The organism is Cryobacterium sp. Y29 (assembly GCF_002929825.1).
In the GTDB taxonomy this organism is placed as follows: Bacteria; Actinomycetota; Actinomycetes; order Actinomycetales; family Microbacteriaceae; genus Cryobacterium.
In genome coordinates, this window is sequence record NZ_PJJN01000036.1 from 357,384 (window position 1) to 376,894 (window position 19,511).

Below are 19,511 nucleotides of genomic sequence, written 5' to 3' on the forward strand. Positions count from 1 at the left end.
GGTGTTGCCTTTCGCAGGGTGAACGGATTCAGGGCTATTTCAACAGGGTGGGGCTATTTGACGCGCTTATAGAACGGAAGCGAGGTAACAGTGGCGGGAAGGCGGGTGCCACGCACGTCGACGTACACCTCGGTACCGAGGCGGGCGAGGTCGGGGGTGACGTAGGCCATGGCGATCGGGTAGCCGAGGGTCGGTGAGAGAGCGCCACTCGTGATGACGCCGTCGGAAGTCTCGGCGTCGAGGCTGCGGAAAATCTCGTAGTCGGCGCGCCCGGCACGCTTGCCGGCGGCAATGAGACCCACCAAAACGGATGCCCCCACCTCCGGCCCTCTTTCAATCGCGCCGCGGCCGACGAAGTCGTTCTCCTTGCCCAGGCTGACCACCCGGCCAAGGCCCGCCTGCGCCGGGAAGGTGTTCAGGGTGAGCTCGTGACCGTAGAGCGGCATGCCGGCTTCGAGCCGGAGGGTGTCGCGACTGGCCAGACCGGCCGGAACGAGCTTTTTATCGGCGCCGGCGCTCATGAGTGCATCCCACAGCTCTCGGGCTCGCGCGGCCTCGAGGTAGAGCTCGAAGCCGTCTTCACCGGTGTAGCCGGTGCGGGCCACCAGAAGTGGTTGACCGAGGAAGGATGCATCCGTGATGCGGTAATACTTCATGAAGTGCAGGTCGGTGCCGAGGTCGGTGACGCCCTCGGTGGCGTCAAGAATGGCGAGGGCGTTGGGGCCCTGAACGGCGATGAGGGCATAATCGTCGCTCTGGTCGACGACGCTCACGGCGAAGCCGTCGGCACGGGCGCGCAGCGCATCGAAAGCGGCGAACCGATTGCCGGCGTTGGCGACGATGAGAAACCTGGTGTCGCCGAGGCGGTAGACGACGAGGTCGTCGATGATGCCGCCGTTCTCAGCGAGGAGCAGGCTGTACTTGGCCTGCCACAGCTCGATGACCGAGAGTTTGCCGGCGAGCGCATAGTCGAGGTAGGCGGCGGCATCCGGGCCCTCGACCAGAATCTCGGCCATATGAGACAGGTCGAACAGGCCGGCTTCGGTGCGCACGGCGTGGTGCTCGGCGAGATCACTCGAGTAGCGCACCGGCATCTGCCAGCCGGCGAAATCGGTGAAGCTCGCACCGGCGTCGACGTGTGCCTGGTGCAGCGGCGAGAACCGCTCGGTGCTGGCGAGGGTGCTGGAATCGGCCGAGGTCATGAGTTCTCCGGGTGACAGGGCCGAACAGGCGCGGCCGCATGTGTGCGAGGCTCGGTTGAGCCTCGTGGGAACTCCCCCTCTGTCGCTCGTGCCTGAGAGCTTCACCAGCGCGGACGCACTGACTTTCACCGTGGGCGAGATTGTGAAACGCGCAGAGCGCGTTCAATCTACTTTTCAGAGTGGCCAGTTCGATGCGGTACGAGTACCTGAGAGATTGTCGGGGAGGATTGCTCCTTCGGTGTTCGCACGCGTTCGCGCCGAACTCTCCCGCATCGTCCATATGACCCGATGTTTAGTTGTGACTTGGTGCCAGCCTAGCCCCACACCCCGCTGCTGCCACGCCGATGACTGTCGACGAGGTGGGTATCGATGATGCCGATCGCTTCCATGAGAGCGAACATCGTGGTCGGTCCAACGAAGACGAAGCCGACCTTCTTGAGTGCTTTCGAGAGTGCGGCGGATGCGTCGGAGCGGGTGGGCACGTCGGACTGCGTCAACGGCGCTGGCGTGGCATCGGGTTGGAACGACCAGACAAAATCCACCAGGCCACCGCTTTCGCGAAGGGCGACCGTGGCCCGCGCGTTCGTAATAGTGGCGTGAATCTTGAGGCGGTTACGTACGATTTTCTCGTCGTTCAGCAGCCGAGTAACGTCATTTTCGTCGAAGGCGGCGACCCGCTCGGGGTCGAAGTCGGCGAATGCTGCTCGAAACCCGGGGCGCTTGCGCAGAATGATCGCCCAGGACAACCCGGATTGAAACGCCTCGAGGCTGATGCGTTCGTACAGCCCGTGCTCGTCGCGCACGGGCACGCCCCACTCCGTGTCGTAGTAATCGCGCAACATCGGGTCGACCGAGGCCCAGGCGGGGCGGGCGAGCCCGTCGGGGCCGACGATCGCCCCGGGGGCTGGTAATTGTTCCATACGAACCATTAGACACCGGCCCCACAGACGGCCGTCGCCAAGCAGCGCGTGTGGGGCCATTCACCAGGACAAAGACTCGGCAGCAGCCTCGGTCAGCTCGATGATGTTGTCCAGCAGTGCCGACATCGTGTCGGAGCGCAGGAGCGCGATCTGGTCGAGCGGTCCAACCGGGGCGATCGCGGCGAGCTGCCAGGCAGCGGCGGTCGGATCGTGCGAGAGCGCCACATCGGGCGACCACTCCTGGTCGGAGAACTCGCTCGCGAGCGACAGGGTGCGGCGCACGATCTGTTCGGCCTGTTCCCGGCGCGGCTGCAGCGCATCGTCCCAGGTCAAGTCGGGCACCGCGCGAATGGTGGCGAGCGGATGCGGGTCCTCCGGCATCCACTCGGTCACCTCGATTCTGCGCTCGCCCTGAACGACCAGCTCCAGGTAGCCCTCTGGTGCTTCGAGCTGGGTGACCCGGGCGACGGTGCCGATGCTGAAACGACGTTCGCCGCCGCCGACTTCCTGCCCGCGTTCGATCAGCACGATGCCGAACTCGGCCGGCTCGGAATCGAGCACCCGGGCCAGCATGACGAGGTAGCGTTCCTCGAACACACGCAGTTGCAGCGGCATGTAGGGAAACAGCACGGATCCCAGGGGAAACATCGGCAGGGTCGTCATGCACCCAGCGAACCACGTCATCGGCATTGCGCCAAGCCCTTAGCGGGACGGATTGGAATGGGCTGCATTCGACGCGTAGCCTAGAGGGTCTACCGCGCACCAGCGCAAACGACGAAAGGCTGTTCGTGGACATCACCCTGCTTGGGCACTTCGTGGCCGCCGCCGAGGCTCCCGATTTCGCCCGTGCCGCCCAGGCGCTCGGCGTCTCGCGCGACACCCTCAGCGCCTCAGTGAAGCAGGTTGAGGCCGAACTCGGCTACGCACTGTTCGATCGTTCCGCCGAGAGCACGATGCTCACCGAAATCGGGATCGCTTTTCTCGCCGACGCGCGCCTCGAGCTCGCACACGCCGCCGGCCGCGGCTCCCAGCCCGGCGCAGCCGGTGGTTCGGGCGGCGGATCGGGCGGCGGATCGGGCGGCGGCAAGGCCAAGGCCAACAAGGGCCGGGGCCGCGCACCCGCGGTGAAGGGCCAACCCAAGCTCGGCAAGAAACGCCAGTCTCGGTAGCCCTTGCGTCCCTGGCACACGACTGCGAAGGGTGCCCCCACGCCAAGCGCGCGGTGGCCTGTAAAACGCGAGAATCGGCCGAAATCAGAGCTCGGTGACTTGCCCAGCCTCGACCTGCCAGTGCCGGTCGGTGTGCACGTTGTCGAGCATGCGCCGGTCGTGCGTGACGAGCAGCAGTGTTCCTTCATAGCTGTCAAGCGCCTGCTCGAGCTGTTCGATCGCGGCGAGGTCGAGGTGGTTGGTCGGCTCGTCGAGAACGAGCAGGTTGACGCCGCGCGCCTGCAGCAGTGCGAGGCCGGCGCGCGTGCGCTCTCCCGGCGATAACTCGTCAACAGGCCGGTTCACGTGGTCGGCTTTGAGCCCGAACTTGGCCAGCAACGTGCGCACTTCGGCGGGCGAGAGTTCGGGAACGAGCGACTCGAAGCTCACCGCGAGAGGCCGGGCACCGGCTAGATGGGCCCGAGCCTGGTCGATTTCACCAATCGAGACGCTGGCTCCGAGGTGGGCGCTGCCGGCATCCGCTTTCTGACGGCCGAGCAGGGCACGCAGCAGCGTGGACTTGCCGGCACCATTCGGGCCGGTGATGCCGATGCGTTCACCGCCGTTGACCTGCAACGTTACGGGGCCGAGCACGAAATCTCCCTGGTGGAACTCGGCATTGTTCAGGGTAGCCACGACGGCGCTCGAGCGCGGGGCTGAACCAATGGTGAACTCGAGCTGCCACTCCTTGCGGGGCTCCTCCACCTCGTCGAGGCGCGCAATGCGGCTCTCCATCTGGCGTACTTTTTGGGCCTGCTTCTCGCTCGACTCGACCGAGGCTTTGCGGCGGATCTTGTCGTTGTCCGGCGCCTTCTTGATGGCGTTGCGCACCCCCTGGCTCGACCATTCCCGCTGAGTCCTGGCCCGGCCGACGAGGTCGGCCTTCTTGGCGGCGAACTCGTCGTAGTTCTCGCGGCTGTGCCTACGCGCTGTTTCGCGTTCCTCAAGGTACGAATCGTAGCCGCCGCCGAACACCCGGTTCGCGCCCTGGGCGAGATCAAGTTCGAGCACGCGGGTGACGCAGCGGGCCAAAAATTCGCGGTCATGGCTGACCAGCACGACTGCGCCGCGGAGGCCCTTGACGAAAGCCTCGAGGCGTTCCAGCCCGTCGAGATCGAGGTCGTTGGTCGGCTCATCGAGCAGCACGATGTCGAAGCGGGACAGCAGCAGGGCGGCAAGCCCGACGCGCGCGGCCTGGCCGCCGGAGAGCGCTGTCATCATGCTGTCGGCGGTGAGTGTGGTGCCGAGCGCGAGGCCGAGGTCGGCGAGAACGATGGGCAGCCGTTCGTCGAGGTCGGCGGCCCCGCTGGCCAGCCAGCGTTCGAGGGCGGTCGAATAGGTGTCGGCCGGGTCGGTTCCGTCGGTACGCGGCTGGGTATCCCCGAGAGCGGATGCCGCGGCATCCATTTCACGTGTCGCCGCAGCACAGCCCGTGCGCCGGGCGATGTAAGCGGTAATGGTCTCGCCGATAACTCGTTCGTGTTCCTGCGGGAGCGCGCCGACGAAGGCATCCGCCGGGTTGAGGGTGATAGTGCCGGCCTGCGGCTCGCCACGCCCGGACAGCAGGTTCAAGAGGGTGGATTTGCCGGCCCCATTGGCACCGACCACGCCGATGACGTCGCCGGGGGCGACCGTGAGATCGAGCGATTCAAAAAGGATGCGGTGCGCGTAGCCGCCGGCCAGGCCCCTGGCCACGAGTGTTCCGGTCATTACTCCATAATCTCATTGACCGCACGGTCCCCGTACCTGCTACTCGGTAGAGTGAGCCTCGGCCGTGCAGCAGTGCCCTGCTGAGGCTATAACCAGGGGAATCGAAACGATGAACGACAACAATTACGGCTCCGACCCGATGACTTTGCCGCAGGCGCCGGTGCTGCACACAGCGCTACAGAAGCGCGTGGTGCGGGTGCTCATCGCCGGGCAGATCCTCGGAGGGATCGGCATGGGCGCGACCCTGTCCCTCGGCGCGCTGCTCGCTGCTCAGTTGTCGGGGTCGAGTGCCTGGTCGGGCATGGCCGCGACTATGAGCACCCTGGGCGCCGCGATCGTGGCCATACCCCTCGCTCGGCTGGCGCAGGCCCGCGGGCGCCGGGTGTCGCTCGCGACCGGCTCGCTCGCCGCCGGCACGGGTGCGATACTCGCCGTCACCTCGGTGTCGGTCGACAGCTTTGCCCTGCTGCTTCTCTCGCTCATGCTGCTCGGTGCCGGCTCAGCCACCAATCTTCAGGCGCGCTTCGCGGCCACTGACCTCGCCACACCGCGCTTTCGGGCCCGCGACCTGTCAATCGTGGTCTGGTCGACCACGATCGGCGCCGTACTCGGCCCGAACCTGTTCGGGCCGGGCGAAGTGCTCGGCGCAGCGCTCGGCCTGCCGGCGATGACGGGCGCTTTCGCGTTTTCCCTCGCTGCCACGGTCGCCGCCGCCTTCGTCTACGCGCTCGGGCTGCTCCCCGACCCTCTACTGACCGCGCTGGCCACGCGCACGGCGAGCGCGGGCATCCGCCGGGCTAATGGCGGTCTGTCAATTCTGCGCGGCAACGTGGCGGCCCGGTACGCCGTCATGGTCATCGCGCTCAGCCACGCCACCATGGTGGCCTTGATGTCGATGGCTCCCGTGCACCTGCGTGACCACGGCGCCACCCTCACCGTCGTTGGGCTGACTATCAGCCTGCACGTGGCCGGAATGTACGCCCTCTCCCCTGTCTTCGGCGCACTCGCCGACCGAGTGGGTCGTGTCCCGGTCATTCTCGGAGGACAGGCCCTGCTGCTCGTCGCCCTCACCGTCGCCTCGCTCAGCGACGGATCACAAAGCACGATGACGCTCAGCCTGATCTTTCTGGGACTGGGCTGGTCGGCATCCGTTGTGGCCGGTTCGGCGCTCGTGTCCGAAGCCGTGCAGATCGAGGAGCGCGCGTCGTTGCAGGGGTTCTCTGACCTCGCCATGAACGCGGCTGGCGCGCTCGGCGGCGCGCTCGCCGGTGCGATTTTGGCGCTGGCCGGCTACTCCGGGCTCGGCATCGCTGCCATGCCCCTGGTTGCGATTGTGGTGTTCTGGTCCATCGGTCGGCTGCGCATAGCGACTACGAGTCGGTGACCGTGATGCCGAAGCTTTTCAATTTGCGGTAAAGCGACGACCGAGCGATTCCCAGGGACTCCGCCGCGCGCATCCGGTTGCCTTCGGCTTTGTGCAGCGCGCCGACAATGAGGTCGCGCTCCCCTGCTTCCAGCGCCGTCAGCAGCCGGGGCGCAACGCCGTGGCAGTAGGCGGGCAGGTCTTCCGCCTGGATGGCACCAACCGGGCGCGTGAGCAGGGCGATATCGAGCGCTTCTTCGAGCTGCCGAATGTTGCCCGGCCAGGGGTAGCGGGAAATCACCCGCATAGCGCCGGCGCTGACGGTGGCGGGGCGCAATCCGGCTCGTCGGGCGAGGACCTGGGTGACGATGTCGGGCAGGTCGTCGATGCGATGCCGCAGGGGCGCCACGGTGACGGAGGTTTCAAAATGGTGCAGCAGGCTCGTATACGCGCGATTGACGGCGAGATCGGCCTGGAGATCGGGTTGCGACACGGTCACGGCGATGCCGGCAGAGTCGGCGCGAGTCTCCCGGGCGACGAGAAATGCCTCTACTTCTTCGGTGACCGCCGTACTCAACCGATCGAAATTGCGAAAAATGTACAGCGTGGGCGGAACCCCGACGCTGACCAGGTCGTTCTCCAACAGGGATTGCAGACCGTTCTCGTTGAGCGCTTCAGCGCCGAACACGACACTGCGACCCAGCGGAACGATCTGGCGATAGAGTTCGGCGAGGAGCGAAACCTTACCGCCGCCGGCCTCCCCCCACACGAGCAGGGCCGCCCCAGCAGTCAGCGCGGTGACCAGGCTGCTCGAGGCGCGTTTGCCGAGCAGGGATGACACATCGTGGACGATGGCCGCTGCCGCTGCAGAGCTCCGCTCGGGTTCACGCACCCGCCGCCCGCGCCCTTGTGACAGGGTCAGACCTGACTCCCGGACCGGGAGGCGTGCCCGTTCGGACTTGATCTCGACGACCACGACGATACCAACGATGTCGGAGCCGACGACGACGCGCTTGCCCCGAATCTGCACGATCTTGCCCGATGACAGTTCGATCTCATCGACCGGCTGCCCCGGTGAGATCATCAGGTAGCGGGCGTGTTGGTGGATGGTCCACTGTTCATCGGGAGAGAACTGGCTCTGCGCAACAGTGTTGCCCATCACGACGGTACCGCCGATCGCCATGACCGCGCCGCGGGTGCGAGAATCCACCCGCACATACGCGTCAAACAGAGCCTGTTGCCGCTGGCTGCGGTCGATGAGCAGGTTGCGCTCTATTTCATGGGCGGCCGACTGCACCAGGGAATGCATGAGGGGGCTGGCATCCTCGCTCAGGCAGCTAATGTCGAGCACCCCCTCTACCCGGCCGGTGAGCGGGTCACGAATGGGGCTCCCTGCGCACGCGAAGGGCTGCAGGTGCTCCAAAAAATGTTCGGGTCCCACGATATACAGCGACTGGCCCGACTCGAGTACAGTGCCGATGCCGTTGGTTCCCACGTTTGTTTCGGCATAGTTGAAGCCCGGCGCGAGCGACACCTCGTCAAGCAGGGTTCCGATCGTCGTGTCGGTTTCGGAGCGACTGAGAATGCGCGCCTTGTAGTCGGTCAGAACGATCGACAGCGGCATCTGGGCCATCTCGTCGCTCAGTCGGGCAATGACCGGTTCGGAGCACCGCATCAGCCGACCGGTGAGATCCAGATCGCTGTGAAAAACCGCCTGCGACGACACGGCATCGACGCCGGCTAAAAAGGATCGCTGCCAGGAAGCCGCCACTAATCCGGGAACCGATTGGGTTTCGGCGTGGCCGAAGCGAAGAAAATCGGCGCGAGCGGCGGCAATCCTGCTTCGCCGTTCGGCAACTCTGTGCATATCTACTCCCTTGTGGACTCTGCAAGCATGCCCCCTGCGACCGGGGAACGCCAGCCGCACGGTGTCCCAATGTGGGACACGCCACCGCGGGAACGCGGGGTCATTCTTACGGGAGCGGTTTCCTCGGGAACCTCGGTCACTCACAACTGCAACGCAAAGGAGCGCTCATGGAACGTTTGATCAACATTGACAATGGTGGAACCCTCACCGACATTGTCGTCGCCAGCGGCACGGATTTCACGTTCACCAAGACCCTCACCACCCCGGTCGACCTGTCCCAGTGTCTCTTCGACGCCATGACGAAGGCGTCAGCGCAGATCTATGGTGACGCCAACCTTGCCGGTCTGCTGCACTCGACCCAGCACATCCGCTATTCATCGACGCAGGGCACCAACGCGCTCGTGCAACGCAAGGGCCCGCTGATCGGCCTGATCACCGACGATCCCGCTCTGCCAGACTCGCTCGGCAACTCGGAAGAGACGGCCGGGCTCTTCAACGATCTGATCGGCGCCCGCGTCGGCATCATCGCCGCCGCCGGGACCCCGGAGGACCTAGCCCAGCAGCTCGTCGCCGAAATCAACCGGCTGACCACCGCCGGGGCCGAACGTCTCGTCGTCGCCGGCCAGAGCGCCGAACGCGAGCACCTATTCAAACGAACAATGCTAAAGAACTTTCCGCGGCACCTGCTCGGATCGGTCCCGATCCTGTTCTCCCGCGAGTTCGCCACAGACACCTCCCGGCAGCGCCAGGTCTGGTCGGGCATTCTGAACTCTTTCCTGCATCCAACGGTCGAGCGTTTTCTCTACAGCGCCGAACACCGGCTGCGCGCCTACAAGGTCAAGAACCCGCTGTTGATCTACCGCAACGACGGCGCCTCCTCCCGCGTCGCCAAGTCGGTCGCACTCAAGACCTACTCCTCCGGACCGCGCGGCGGGCTCGAGGGTACGCGTGCCCTCGCCGAAGCCTACGGTCTCGACAACGTGCTCATGATCGATGTCGGCGGCACGACAACGGATGTCGGAGCCGTCGCCAACTCCACGATCGCCGTCGACCGGCGCGGATCGATCCAGGGCGTCGACATCTCCTACGAGATGAGCAACGTGCGTTCCACCGGAGTCGGCGGCAGCTCGATCATCGCCGTCCACGACGGCGGGATCACCGTCGGGCCGGAAAGCGTGGGCGCAGCGCCCGGACCAGCCTGCTTCGGTTTCGGCGGCACCTCGGCCACGATCACCGACGTCAACCTGCTGCTCGGTGTGCTCGACCCTGCCACCTACCTGAACGGCGAGATGGCACTGGATGCTGAGCGGTCGCGCGCGGTCATCATCAAGACCGTCGCCGACCCGCTCGGGATCAGCCTCGAGGAGGCTCTGATTCTCATGGAAGCGAGCTATTCCAGCCACCTGGCGCGCTCCTTCGCCGACCTTGTGAGTGCAACCGGTGACACCACGGTCGCCGCGTTCGGCGGCGGCGGACCGATGAACGCCTGCAGCGCCGCGCGCATAGCCCGCGTGCGCCAGGTACTCGTACCGCGACTCGCAGCAGTGTTCTCCGCCTACGGCATCAGCTTCTCCGACATCGCGCAGTCCTACGAAGCCAACGTCACCAGCTTCTCACCGGCCGAGATCGGTGCAGTACGCACCGCACTGCAAGCGGATGCCGGCAAGGACATGTTTCAGGAAGGACACGACCTGAGCGAGTGCCAACTCGACTGGTCGACCCGGGTCGAAGATGGCGAAGAGATCCTCGCCCTCAAAGCCACCTTCCGACTGCCGCACCCGGAAATTGCCAGCGGAGCGCCCGCTACAGCGAGCGTCGGCGTCGCCGCCGGAACCCGACAGGTGCGCTCTACTCCCACCCAGATTGACACCGTGGCCGTCTACCACCTCGACGAGCAGAAGCCCGGTGCGACGGCAGCCGGACCGGCCATCGTCGAGGGCCCGTTCTTCACCGCGCGGGTGCCGCTCGGCTGGACTCTCACGGTTTCGACCGCCGGCGACCTGCAACTTGCCGACACGCTCTGACCCGATACCTCAACCCACTTTGTTTCCCAAGGAAGGTACAAACAAAATGCGCGTTCCCATGACCGAATACCTGCTCATCGACCTCGACACGGAACGATGGATCTGCCGCGTCTGCGCCCACGACTTCGGCGATGCTCGTGGCAATTATAAAGAGGGCACCCTGGTCTACGACCGAGACCCCCAAGAGATTCATCCTCCCGTGATCGCCCCGGAGAAATACGAATTCACATTCTCTCCCGATCCCGCCTTCTGCCGCATCCTGGAGTTTTACTGCCCCACCTGCGGAACCCAGATCGAAGCCGAATATCTGCCGCCGGGCCATCCACCGACCGTTGACATGCTGTGGGACATCGACTCGCTGCGCGAAAAGTGGAATGCCCACGGGGGCAACCCCGAAGAGGTCGTCAACTATGGTCCTGGCGAAAACGCCGAGGCCGACCTCAGCGCCCGGTTCGACTCCGTGGCACCCCACGCTCACTCGCGCCAAAACGAAGGACACTGACCGTGAAACGAATCTCGGTAGACATCGGCGGCACGTTCAGCGATTGTTTCTTCGTCTGGGATGACGTCTACATCGAATCCAAAGCGCTCACCACGCACCACAACCTAGCGCTCGGTTTCAACGAAGCCCTGGACCGGGCCTGCGAGCGGGCTGGTATCAGCCGCGAGACGGCCCTCAAAGAGGTCGACTCGGTGCGCTACGCCACGACGCTGGGCACCAACGCCCTAATCGAGGGCAAGGGCCCACGGGTCGCGGCAATCGTCACCCACGGCTTCGAAGACACCATCCCACTCTCCCGCGGCCGCGGCTACGGCGAAGGACTCGACGGGGCCAAGCAGGGCGACATGCCGGACGCCCAACGTCCCGAACCGCTCGTGCCACGCCAGCTCATCCGCTCGGTGAAGGAACGCATTGATTCGGTCGGCGAGGTGCTCGTGCCGATCATGTACGACGACGTGCGCACCCAGGTGCGCGAACTCGTCGACAACGGCGCCGAGGCCATCGTCATTGCCCTGACCAACGCCACCGAGAACTCGGTGCACGAGGATCGCATTCTGGAAATCATCCTCGATGAGTACCCCGCGCACGAGCTCGGGTCTATTCCGGTGCTACTCAGCAGCCAGGTATCGGGGCGCAAGGGTGAATATGTGCGGGCCATGGCCACCATCGTCGACGCTTTTTTGCACCAGACCATGTTCCATGCGCTCAACCAGCTTTCCAACAACCTGCGCGACTCCGGCTATGAGAAGCCGATGCTGGTCATCCATAACTCGGGCGGTATGGCGCAGCCCAATTCCACGGATGCCCTGCAGACGATTCACTCCGGACCGATCGCCGGTGTCGGGGCGGCCCAGCACCTCGCGGAGTCGACCGGCCTCGGCGACGTAGTGTCAATGGATATGGGTGGCACCTCGTTCGACATCGGCCTGGTGCCAGAGGGCGGCGTACGGCACTACGACTTCCAGCCCACCATTGGTCGCTGGATGGTCTCCGCGCCGATGATCCACCTCAACACGCTCGGCGCCGGCGGCGGATCTATCGCCGCCTACAACCGCATTCACCATGCCCTCCAGATCGGGCCGGAATCAGCCGGAAGCGACCCGGGCCCGGCCTGCTACGACCGCGGTGGCCTGCGCCCAACGGTCACCGACGCCGACCTGGTACTCGGCTATCTCGACCCGGACAACTACGCCAACGGGCACATCACTCTCAACAAGAAGCGCTCGATCTATGTCATCGATGAGACGCTCAGCGACGAGCTCGACCTGGACGCGGTCGAGGTCGCCAAGGTGATCAAGAAGACTGTCGACGAACAGATGGCGATCGGCATCGAAAAGGAGCTGCGCTCGCGCGGCGGGCTGATCGAGGACTACACGATGCTCGCCTACGGCGGTAACGGCCCGCTGCATGCCTGCGGCATCGCGGCGAGCGCCGGCATCAGCCGTATCTTGTTTCCGCCGTTCGCCTCGGTGTTCTCCGCGCTCGGGGCCGGCAACATGCGTCCGCTGCACATTCACGAACGCAGCGCCTACGTCGTGCTCTACGAACCGATCAAGCGCAGCCTCTACACCCAATACGAGGCGCTCAACGGGTACATCGAGGAGCTCGAAGCGAAGGGCGCCGAAGACCTCGTACGCCAGGGCTACGACCGCGCCGACGTGCGCTACCGCCTCGAAATGGACATGCGCTACGGCAACCAGCTCGTCACCACGGCCGTCGCCTTCACCATCAACCGGGTCAATGGAGTCGCCGACGTGCTGCACCTGATCAAGACGTTCTCCGATCTCTTTGGCGAACGCTACGGCGAGGGCACCCAGGCGCCGGAGGCGGGCGTGCGTGCGCAGACTATTCGCGTAGCGTCCTATATCGAGGGCGAAGTCATTGCATTCGAGTCGATTCACACCGGCGGGGAGAAGATCAAGCCGGAACCGGTCTCGCATCGGTCGGTGCATTTCACGAGTATCGCCGGCGCGGTCGACACCCCCGTTTTTGACGCCGAGGCGCTCAAACACGAATACGTGATCCACGGACCGGCGATCGTCACGACCGAGAACACCACCTACCTGGTCGAGCCCGGCTGGCGGCTGGAACCGACCAGACAGGGTGCGGTATGGCTACTGAGCGACTGACCGTTTTTCTCACCTTCGCAACACTTCACACAAGCAAAGGAGCTTGAACCATGACACTGACAACCGACAAGTTCGTGCCCACCAGCGGAAACGCCGACGCGTCCCAGCTACTCACCGACCAGGAACAGCAGTGGGTCGACAAATTCATGGACGAGACCACTCTTTTTCTCGGACCAGATCCGGCCATCATGCGTACTCACGAGATCATGCCGCGCACCGCCTATGAGGAGGAGTGCATCGCGCAGGGTATCGACCCGCTCGAGGTCGACCGGATTCGCAAACGCCTGGCCGGTGCACTTGATGAGGCCTTCGAGATGTGCGAAAGCATGGGCGCGGCTCCCGGAGCGAAGTGGGCCGACCTCTCCTGCGCGGTCTACACCGCAGAGGGCGATGTCACGTATCTCTCCAACCGCGGCGTGATCGCCTTCTCTGCGGTGCTGCACCACCCCATCCGCTACATCATGAAGAACTGGAAGGATGAGCCCACCGTCGGCATCAACCCGGGTGACGGTTTCTTCCACAACGACTCCCGCTACGGCATGGTGCACAACACCGACCAGTCGATGCTTGTGCCGGTCATGCGCGACGGAATCATCATCGCCTGGGTGGGTGCGACCATCCACGAAGGCGAGAACGGAGCGTGCGAACCTGGTGGCATGCCGTCGGGTTCGGAGTCACCATTCGATGACGGTCTGCGGGCCTCGCCGATCAAGATCGTGGAGAAGGGCCATCTACGTCGCGACCTGCTCACGTTCTTGCAGCACTCCACGCGCGACCCGAAGCTCATGCTCGCCGACATCAAGGTAAAGATGGGCGCTACCCGGCGCATCATGGACACCGTCGACCGGCTCATCGACGAGGTGGGACAGGAGACCTTCGTCGCGTCGCTTCGCGTCACCGTCGAGGACGTCGAGACTGAGGTGCGCCGGCGCATCGCCGAGCTGCCCGACGGCACCGTCACCTTCAATCAGTTCGTGGACTCCACGCTCAAGGAGAACATTCTGATCAAGTTCGCCTGCAAGATCACCGTCACGGGCGAACGGATGATTATCGACCTCACCGGCACCGGCCCCGAGATTCTCAATCGGGCCCTCAACTCACCGCTCGCGTCAACGAAATCCTTCATGTCCCAGGCAGTTCTCTCGTACTGGTGGCCCGACCTGCCTCGCAGCACCGGAGCGTTGTCGCCGATTGAAATTATCACGGAGGAACACACCTGGGCGGATGCCGGGTACGACGCGCCCGTCGGCCAGTCGCTGCAGGCATCCTTCCGCGGCTTCTCCGCCCTACAGTCGGCCTTCGCCAAGATGCAGTTCTCATCGCCGCAGAAATACTCGAACGTCGTCGCGCCCTGGTTCAACCAGATCAACGATTTTCTCTGGGGCGGCACCACGCAGAACGGTGAACAAGTGGGCAACCTGTGCGCTGATCTCAACGGCATGGGCGGCGGCGCGAAGGCGTTCCGCGACGGTGAAAATGCCGTAGCGCCGTTATTCTGCGCCATGGCCGACCTCGGCGAACAGGAAGTCATGGAAGAGGAGGTTCCGTTTCTGCAGTTGGTCAGCAAGCGGCTGGTGCGCGACAACCAGGGCTTCGGGAAGTTTCGCGGCGGTATGGGCTACGAGATGATGGTGGCCTCACGCGGCACACCGAGCTGGGGTTTCATGACCGTCACCTCTGGATCGAAGTTCTCCTCGGTTCCGGGCATGTTCGGAGGGTACGGATGCCCGACGTACCCCCTGGCCATGGTCAAAAACATCAACATCTACGACATCATCAAGAAAGACCCCTCGCAGTTCAACCTGTCGATGGAACGTGTCATGAACGAGCAGCCCTTTGCGGGCGGCGATTACCAGTCCGGTCACATGGGACTGCAGTTCGACGTGGCGAAGGAGGGCGAGCTGTACATGATCGCCCAAGGCGCCGGCGGCGGCTACGGCGACGTGCTGGAGCGCGACCCCGAACTCGTCGTGACTGACCTGGAACTGGACCGGATCTCGGCCCACGTCGCCACGAACATCTACGGCGTGGTCTGGGAAGCAGACACCTTCGTGGTGCACGAAGAAAAAACGAACCTGCTGCGGGCACAGATGCGCCAGGATCGGATCAGCCGCGGAAAGCCGTACAAGGAGTTCGTTGCGGAGTTCGTTCAAGAAGAGCCGCCCAAGGACCTGCTCTATTACGGTTCGTGGGGACAGGACAACAACGAGGAACTGCTGGCGACGCACTGGGGCAAAATCGAGCCCGAGCGAGTCAAGGGCAAGATCAAAGATCTGCCACTCATCATGGTTCCTGACCGCCGAGTACTGAAAATCAGCAAGCTCGAGGCGCGGGTACGTGAACTCGAGCAGAAATACGGCGAAGAGACCGTGCACAAATCCTGACCTGTCCTTTCTGACCCGTGGCTGCGGGGTCGTCTCCTGGCGGCCTCGCAGCCACGGGTCACCCTTTTAATCGATCACAGGGAGACACCATGACACTTTCGCTACATGAGCTTCTGGCCGAGCCACCCTCGGGCCGCAGTCGGGCTGTGGTGTTGGACAGTCACGATTATGCCCAATCCGTTTTTTTGCAGGGTAAGCCCGTGCCGTGGCAGGAACCCATGGCGTACGCGAATTTCTTCGGCCAGGTTCAGGGCGTTCTCAAGTCCGATCTGGCGCTGGTCAGTCTCGACCGGTTCTATGCACACCGGGTCGCATCTGATCCCGCTCTGCAAGCCGCCATGGGCGCCAAGTCCCGCACCGGTTACGCCCTCCGCACCCTGCTGGGTGATGCCGAAACGACAGCATCCGTGATCGAACTGGTCACCGTGCTGAGCCAGACTCAGCGGGTGCCGGTCGTGCTGCAGATTCCGTCGCCTATGCAGTGGCTGGCGCGAACGCATCCGTTTTCGGGGTCGGCCGACGTGTCAGGGCTCGACGCCGACACTGCCGAAAACGCCTCCATGTACGTCGCCGACTGGCTGCGCGGATTCGCCGCGCTGCCGTTGATCGCGGTGTTGCTCGACGACCGCGAACCCTCTCTCGGCAGCGAACCGATACCGCTGTCGACGTACTCTCCGATCACCAACGTGACCGACCACTACCAGTGGGCGCTCGGCCAGCGGCACGACGATCGGGTCGAGCTGCACAAAAGTGCGCTCCACGGAGCGGTGATCGGCACGGATTTCTGGTCGAACGACACCGACACCCTGCCGGTCGGTGATTTTCTGGTGGGCGAGGTGCCGCGCCAGGCAGTTCCGGAGCGGGTACTGAGCCGCATTTCGACACTGGTCTAAAACGGATGCCGGCGGTCGCGAAAATCGCGACCGGCACGAATCCGTCACTGGTGACTCAGGCCGAGCGCCGCCGGCCAGTGGCCGCTTTCTGCTCGAGCGGGGCAGCGAAGGCCACGTTGAGTGCTGCGATGACGGCAAGCATCCGCTCTGTCAACTCGACCTCGTAGATCGGTTTGTGTTCCTGAAACCATTTGCGTTCGTTGCGATGCTCGAGTTCATCGAGACTGTCGAATGTCTATCCACTGGGATGAGGGCTCACCACGCGAGGCTACGCTTTCGCTGCGGCTTTCGCGGCCCGCTTGGTCGCGCGCACCCGGGTCACTGACTCGGGATCGACGATGTCTGCCACCGACCGGTACGCGCCGTCTTCGCCGTAGGGAGCGGATGCGTCACGCCAGCCGTCCGCGTCGATCCCGAGTCGTTTGCCGAGGAGTGCGAGGAAAATCTTTGCTTTCTGCTCGCCAAACCCGGGCAGCGCCTTGAGCCGGCGCAGGACCTCGGGGCCGGTCGGGTCATCAGCGGTCCAGATCGACGTCGTGTCGCCGTTCCAGTCGCTCACGATGACCGCGGCGACTTCCTGTACGCGTTTGGCCATCGAGCCCGGAAAACGGTGCACGGCCGGCGACTGGCGAAACACCAGGACGAAGGCGCCGGCGTCGTAGCCGGCGATCGCGGCCGGGTCGAGCGCGCCGATGCGGTCACGAATTTTGGCCGGCCCGGTGAAGGCGGTTTCCATGGCGATCTGCTGGTCGAGCAGCATGCCCACGAGCAGGGCGAACGAATTCTCGCTGAGGAGGGTATCGGCGGCGGCATCGCCGGTGAGGTGCAGGGTGGTCATTCGCCCATTGTGCCACCGTGCTCCCCCATTGATCCGGTTCGCCTAGCGAGCACGCTCACCACTGCCGTCGAAACGATCATCCTGCAACACCACCGCGGGGCGAGGCTTCGCGGCCTGGACGCCTCCAGCGACGGTCCAGATCTCTCCCTGGTTCACTCGTCCCACGGTTCCGATACCGATTCAACAAACGACTGGTCGTCGTTGATTGATCGGTGCGGCCGACCGCAACAGATTGTCGAAGAGCTTCGATCTGATCTCTCCGTGGCAGGCGCCAAAGAGACCCGTAACAGGCGCTACAAGCCAGTAGTTTCCCGACAGGCTCAGACGTTGGAGCAGAACTTCACAACGATTAGTGTTTACTAACTATTTACTGGTACCAACGATCGACTCCAAGCACCCTCAGCCAGGCTTTACCCGTCCGAAATATAGCAAATAGGAGCATAGGATCAATGGGCGCGCTTTGACTGATGGATACCAGCACTCAGTTCCGTCCAGCGCCTCTCACCGCAGACTCGACGTTGCGCTCTATCACGGGTGAACGAAGAGTCGTGACTTGATGAATTATGGGGTGAATGCACCCGGGAACCAGAGCCTCTGCAGGGGACGTTTCGGACGCCCCGTGTCACCTCTTCTGGGGGCGTGAATGCACGGAGGCTATGTTCGGATCCCTTAAACCGACCGGGGCCGTGCGAGGAGGAAGTAGGATTCGACCATCCGCAACTCCACAATCTGAAGGACTTTGTAATGCGTCGTCCGCTGGCTCTGACCGTCATTGCGGCGGCCGCCCTGCTCACCCTTACCGCATGCGGCACCGGACAGGGCGAAGGCGATGACGCCGCATCGTCACCGAAACCGGTTGCAACCGGCGCAGCAACACACACACCGGAACCCACTCCATCGGCGACACCTGCTGCGCTGCCGGCAACCATCATCATCGGCGCCGAAGCCACCGATATCGTCACAATCGACGGCACGGTTCTCTCATCGCTGAGCTATCAGAGCGATGGGGACGCAGCTGTGGCCGTACTCAGGGGCCTTCTCGGCGAGCCGACGTCAGAATCGGTGGAAGAGTCCACACACTACCCAAAGGCCGACCTCACGGAATGGAACGGCTTCACGATTGGGGTGAACCGTCCTGACGCAGACTTTAATCCGCGGCCGGGCCCGTACAATCCCGCCTTTATGGTCAGAGCATCCGGAACCATGGCCACCAACGGTGTCGCAATTAAGGATGTCAACGGCAACCAGACCGGTCAGGACTTCGATTCAACAGTTGACGGCAAGCCTGCCGATCAAGTGCATTATGACGAAACCTTCGGGATCGACTCTGTCACCCTCGACATGCCGTCGTCATTTTCAGGCGTCATTCCTGATTACGGACTGTCGATGACCTACGGTGTAATCGGTTTCACCGGCCGGGACACCGGCATCATCGAAAACATCATCGCCCCCAGCGACTTGTTCTCGCTGACATAGCCGCGCCCCCGAACGTCGGGACGAACTGGATCACCTCACCAGCTTCGTCCTCGACCCACACCGTCGACATGACGATGTGTCCCACTTCCTCCATCAGGTCGGCTGGATAGCTCTCGACCGTTGTCATGCCCAACCCGGAGCGGGCTAGACGTTAAAACGGAACTCCACCATGTTTCGTCACCGATCAACGTCAGATAAATGACTGTGCTCTCGTCCTACAGTCCAGTTGAGAGCGAGGGTAGCCTCCGCCCTACTCCCGACCGTCCTCAAGCGGGATGAGCATGGTGCGGAACGGACCGGCCACGGTGTGGAGGTCCCAGATGCGATCGGCGACCCCGTCGATGCCGTTGGCAAGCTGAAGCTGTGGGATGCCGCCGGGAATCACCAGTTGGTTGACCCGGATACCTTCATCCTCGAGGGCTTCGTGAAGCATCTCGCCGTAGGCGCTTGCAGCCGGGAAGGCGACCGATGTGCCGGCGTAGCCGGCGCGAGCCTTGACCGAGGTTCCACCGTTGATCATGATAATGCTGCCGCTACCTGCCTGCCGCATCGCCGGAAGCACTGCTCGCACCGCGTGGATGAGCCCGAGGGCCGAGAACTGCAGTGCCTCTAACGCTAGCTCGGGCGTCATCTCAAGCACCGGCTTCAGGTAATCGCGTGACGGAAGCGGGCTATATTGCAGCGCGGTGATGGGCCCGAGCTCTGCCGCGGCGTTCGCAAGGGCAGCTTCGAGCGACGCCGGCGTGCGGACATCCGCAGCGTAAGCACTCGCGGTGAAGCCGGCAGCGGTGAGCTCGGCAGCCATAGCGTCTAGTTTCGACTGGTTCCTGGCGATCAGAGCAATTGAATAGCCTTCGCTCCCGAACCTTCGCGCAACTGCTGCTCCGAGTCCCGGTCCGGCTCCGATGATGGCGATGACAGGCACGATGGTCTCCTTCGGTTGATGCTGCTGTGATGATTAACGCGAAAGGTTCCAGTCTAAACGTTGAATCTGT

15 protein-coding genes, 1 pseudogene and 2 riboswitches are annotated in these 19,511 nt (G+C 63.8%); of the genes and pseudogenes, 8 read left to right on the forward strand and 8 right to left on the reverse strand.

Going from position 1 to position 19,511, the window contains the following annotated elements; translation table 11 throughout:
- Positions 1 to 53: 53 nt before the first annotated feature.
- From gcvT to CXY74_RS14850, 3 genes are all read right to left on the reverse strand, one after another.
- Entirely contained in the window at positions 54 to 1,202 is a 1,149-nt protein-coding gene (gene gcvT, locus CXY74_RS14840) for a glycine cleavage system aminomethyltransferase GcvT (RefSeq protein ID WP_104201113.1), read from the reverse strand.
- 69 nt (positions 1,203 to 1,271) lie between these two features.
- Positions 1,272 to 1,386: riboswitch (glycine riboswitch) on the reverse strand.
- Positions 1,387 to 1,482, reverse strand: a riboswitch (glycine riboswitch).
- Between the two features lie 34 nt (positions 1,483 to 1,516).
- Complete coding sequence (locus CXY74_RS14845) at positions 1,517 to 2,122, reverse strand: DNA-3-methyladenine glycosylase I (protein ID WP_104201114.1); 606 nt, start codon at positions 2,120 to 2,122, stop codon at positions 1,517 to 1,519.
- Positions 2,123 to 2,182: 60 nt separating this feature from the next.
- Positions 2,183 to 2,785, reverse strand: coding sequence for an LON peptidase substrate-binding domain-containing protein (locus tag CXY74_RS14850; protein ID WP_104201115.1), 603 nt, complete (start codon positions 2,783 to 2,785; stop codon positions 2,183 to 2,185).
- Between the two features lie 125 nt (positions 2,786 to 2,910).
- Between CXY74_RS14850 and CXY74_RS14855 the strand changes: the two genes are divergently transcribed.
- Entirely contained in the window at positions 2,911 to 3,291 is a 381-nt protein-coding gene (locus CXY74_RS14855) for a LysR family transcriptional regulator (RefSeq protein ID WP_104201116.1), read from the forward strand.
- An 84-nt stretch (positions 3,292 to 3,375) separates the two neighbouring features.
- Here the strand turns inward: CXY74_RS14855 and CXY74_RS14860 are convergent, their stop codons facing one another.
- Entirely contained in the window at positions 3,376 to 5,040 is a 1,665-nt protein-coding gene (locus CXY74_RS14860; RefSeq protein WP_104201117.1) for an ABC-F family ATP-binding cassette domain-containing protein, read from the reverse strand.
- A 109-nt stretch (positions 5,041 to 5,149) separates the two neighbouring features.
- On the opposite strand from CXY74_RS14860, the gene CXY74_RS14865 reads away from it, so the two are divergent.
- On the forward strand, positions 5,150 to 6,424 hold the full coding sequence (locus CXY74_RS14865; protein WP_370446161.1) for an MFS transporter: 1,275 nt from the start codon (positions 5,150 to 5,152) through the stop codon (positions 6,422 to 6,424).
- On the opposite strand, the gene CXY74_RS14870 is transcribed toward CXY74_RS14865, so the two are convergent.
- Positions 6,411 to 8,270, reverse strand: a complete 1,860-nt coding sequence (locus CXY74_RS14870) for a sigma-54-dependent Fis family transcriptional regulator (protein WP_104201118.1) — start codon at positions 8,268 to 8,270, stop codon at positions 6,411 to 6,413. The two genes, CXY74_RS14865 and CXY74_RS14870, sit on opposite strands and share 14 nt — an antisense overlap.
- 167 nt (positions 8,271 to 8,437) lie before the next feature.
- Here CXY74_RS14870 and CXY74_RS14875 point away from each other — a divergent pair, with 167 nt between their 5' ends.
- The 5 genes from CXY74_RS14875 (at position 8,438) to CXY74_RS14895 (ending at position 16,202) form a co-directional block, all read left to right on the forward strand.
- Positions 8,438 to 10,294, forward strand: a complete 1,857-nt coding sequence (locus CXY74_RS14875) for a hydantoinase/oxoprolinase family protein (protein WP_104201119.1) — start codon at positions 8,438 to 8,440, stop codon at positions 10,292 to 10,294.
- A gap of 46 nt (positions 10,295 to 10,340) precedes the next feature.
- Complete coding sequence (locus CXY74_RS14880; protein WP_104201120.1) at positions 10,341 to 10,796, forward strand: acetone carboxylase subunit gamma; 456 nt, start codon at positions 10,341 to 10,343, stop codon at positions 10,794 to 10,796.
- Between the two features lie 2 nt (positions 10,797 to 10,798).
- Positions 10,799 to 12,925 (forward strand): hydantoinase/oxoprolinase family protein, encoded by a 2,127-nt coding sequence (locus tag CXY74_RS14885; protein WP_104201121.1) that lies wholly within the window; start codon positions 10,799 to 10,801, stop codon positions 12,923 to 12,925.
- Between the two features lie 50 nt (positions 12,926 to 12,975).
- Positions 12,976 to 15,309 (forward strand): hydantoinase B/oxoprolinase family protein, encoded by a 2,334-nt coding sequence (locus CXY74_RS14890; RefSeq protein ID WP_104201122.1) that lies wholly within the window; start codon positions 12,976 to 12,978, stop codon positions 15,307 to 15,309.
- A gap of 89 nt (positions 15,310 to 15,398) precedes the next feature.
- Positions 15,399 to 16,202, forward strand: coding sequence for a hypothetical protein (locus CXY74_RS14895; RefSeq protein ID WP_104201123.1), 804 nt, complete (start codon positions 15,399 to 15,401; stop codon positions 16,200 to 16,202).
- 55 nt (positions 16,203 to 16,257) lie between these two features.
- On the opposite strand, the pseudogene CXY74_RS18460 reads toward CXY74_RS14895, so the two are convergent.
- Together CXY74_RS18460 and CXY74_RS14900 are read right to left on the reverse strand one after the other, a co-directional pair.
- A pseudogene (locus CXY74_RS18460) lies at positions 16,258 to 16,425 on the reverse strand (DUF2461 family protein); the annotation flags it as partial.
- A gap of 45 nt (positions 16,426 to 16,470) precedes the next feature.
- Positions 16,471 to 17,040 (reverse strand): HhH-GPD-type base excision DNA repair protein, encoded by a 570-nt coding sequence (locus CXY74_RS14900; protein ID WP_104201124.1) that lies wholly within the window; start codon positions 17,038 to 17,040, stop codon positions 16,471 to 16,473.
- A 639-nt stretch (positions 17,041 to 17,679) separates the two neighbouring features.
- Here CXY74_RS14900 and CXY74_RS14910 point away from each other — a divergent pair.
- On the forward strand, positions 17,680 to 18,516 hold the full coding sequence (locus CXY74_RS14910; RefSeq protein WP_146070160.1) for a hypothetical protein: 837 nt from the start codon (positions 17,680 to 17,682) through the stop codon (positions 18,514 to 18,516).
- A gap of 250 nt (positions 18,517 to 18,766) precedes the next feature.
- Here CXY74_RS14910 and CXY74_RS14915 read toward each other — a convergent pair whose 3' ends face one another.
- The gene (locus CXY74_RS14915; RefSeq protein ID WP_104201126.1) at positions 18,767 to 19,441 is read right to left on the reverse strand and encodes an SDR family oxidoreductase; all 675 of its coding nucleotides are present in this window, start codon (positions 19,439 to 19,441) and stop codon (positions 18,767 to 18,769) included.
- Between the last annotated feature and the right edge of the window lie 70 nt (positions 19,442 to 19,511).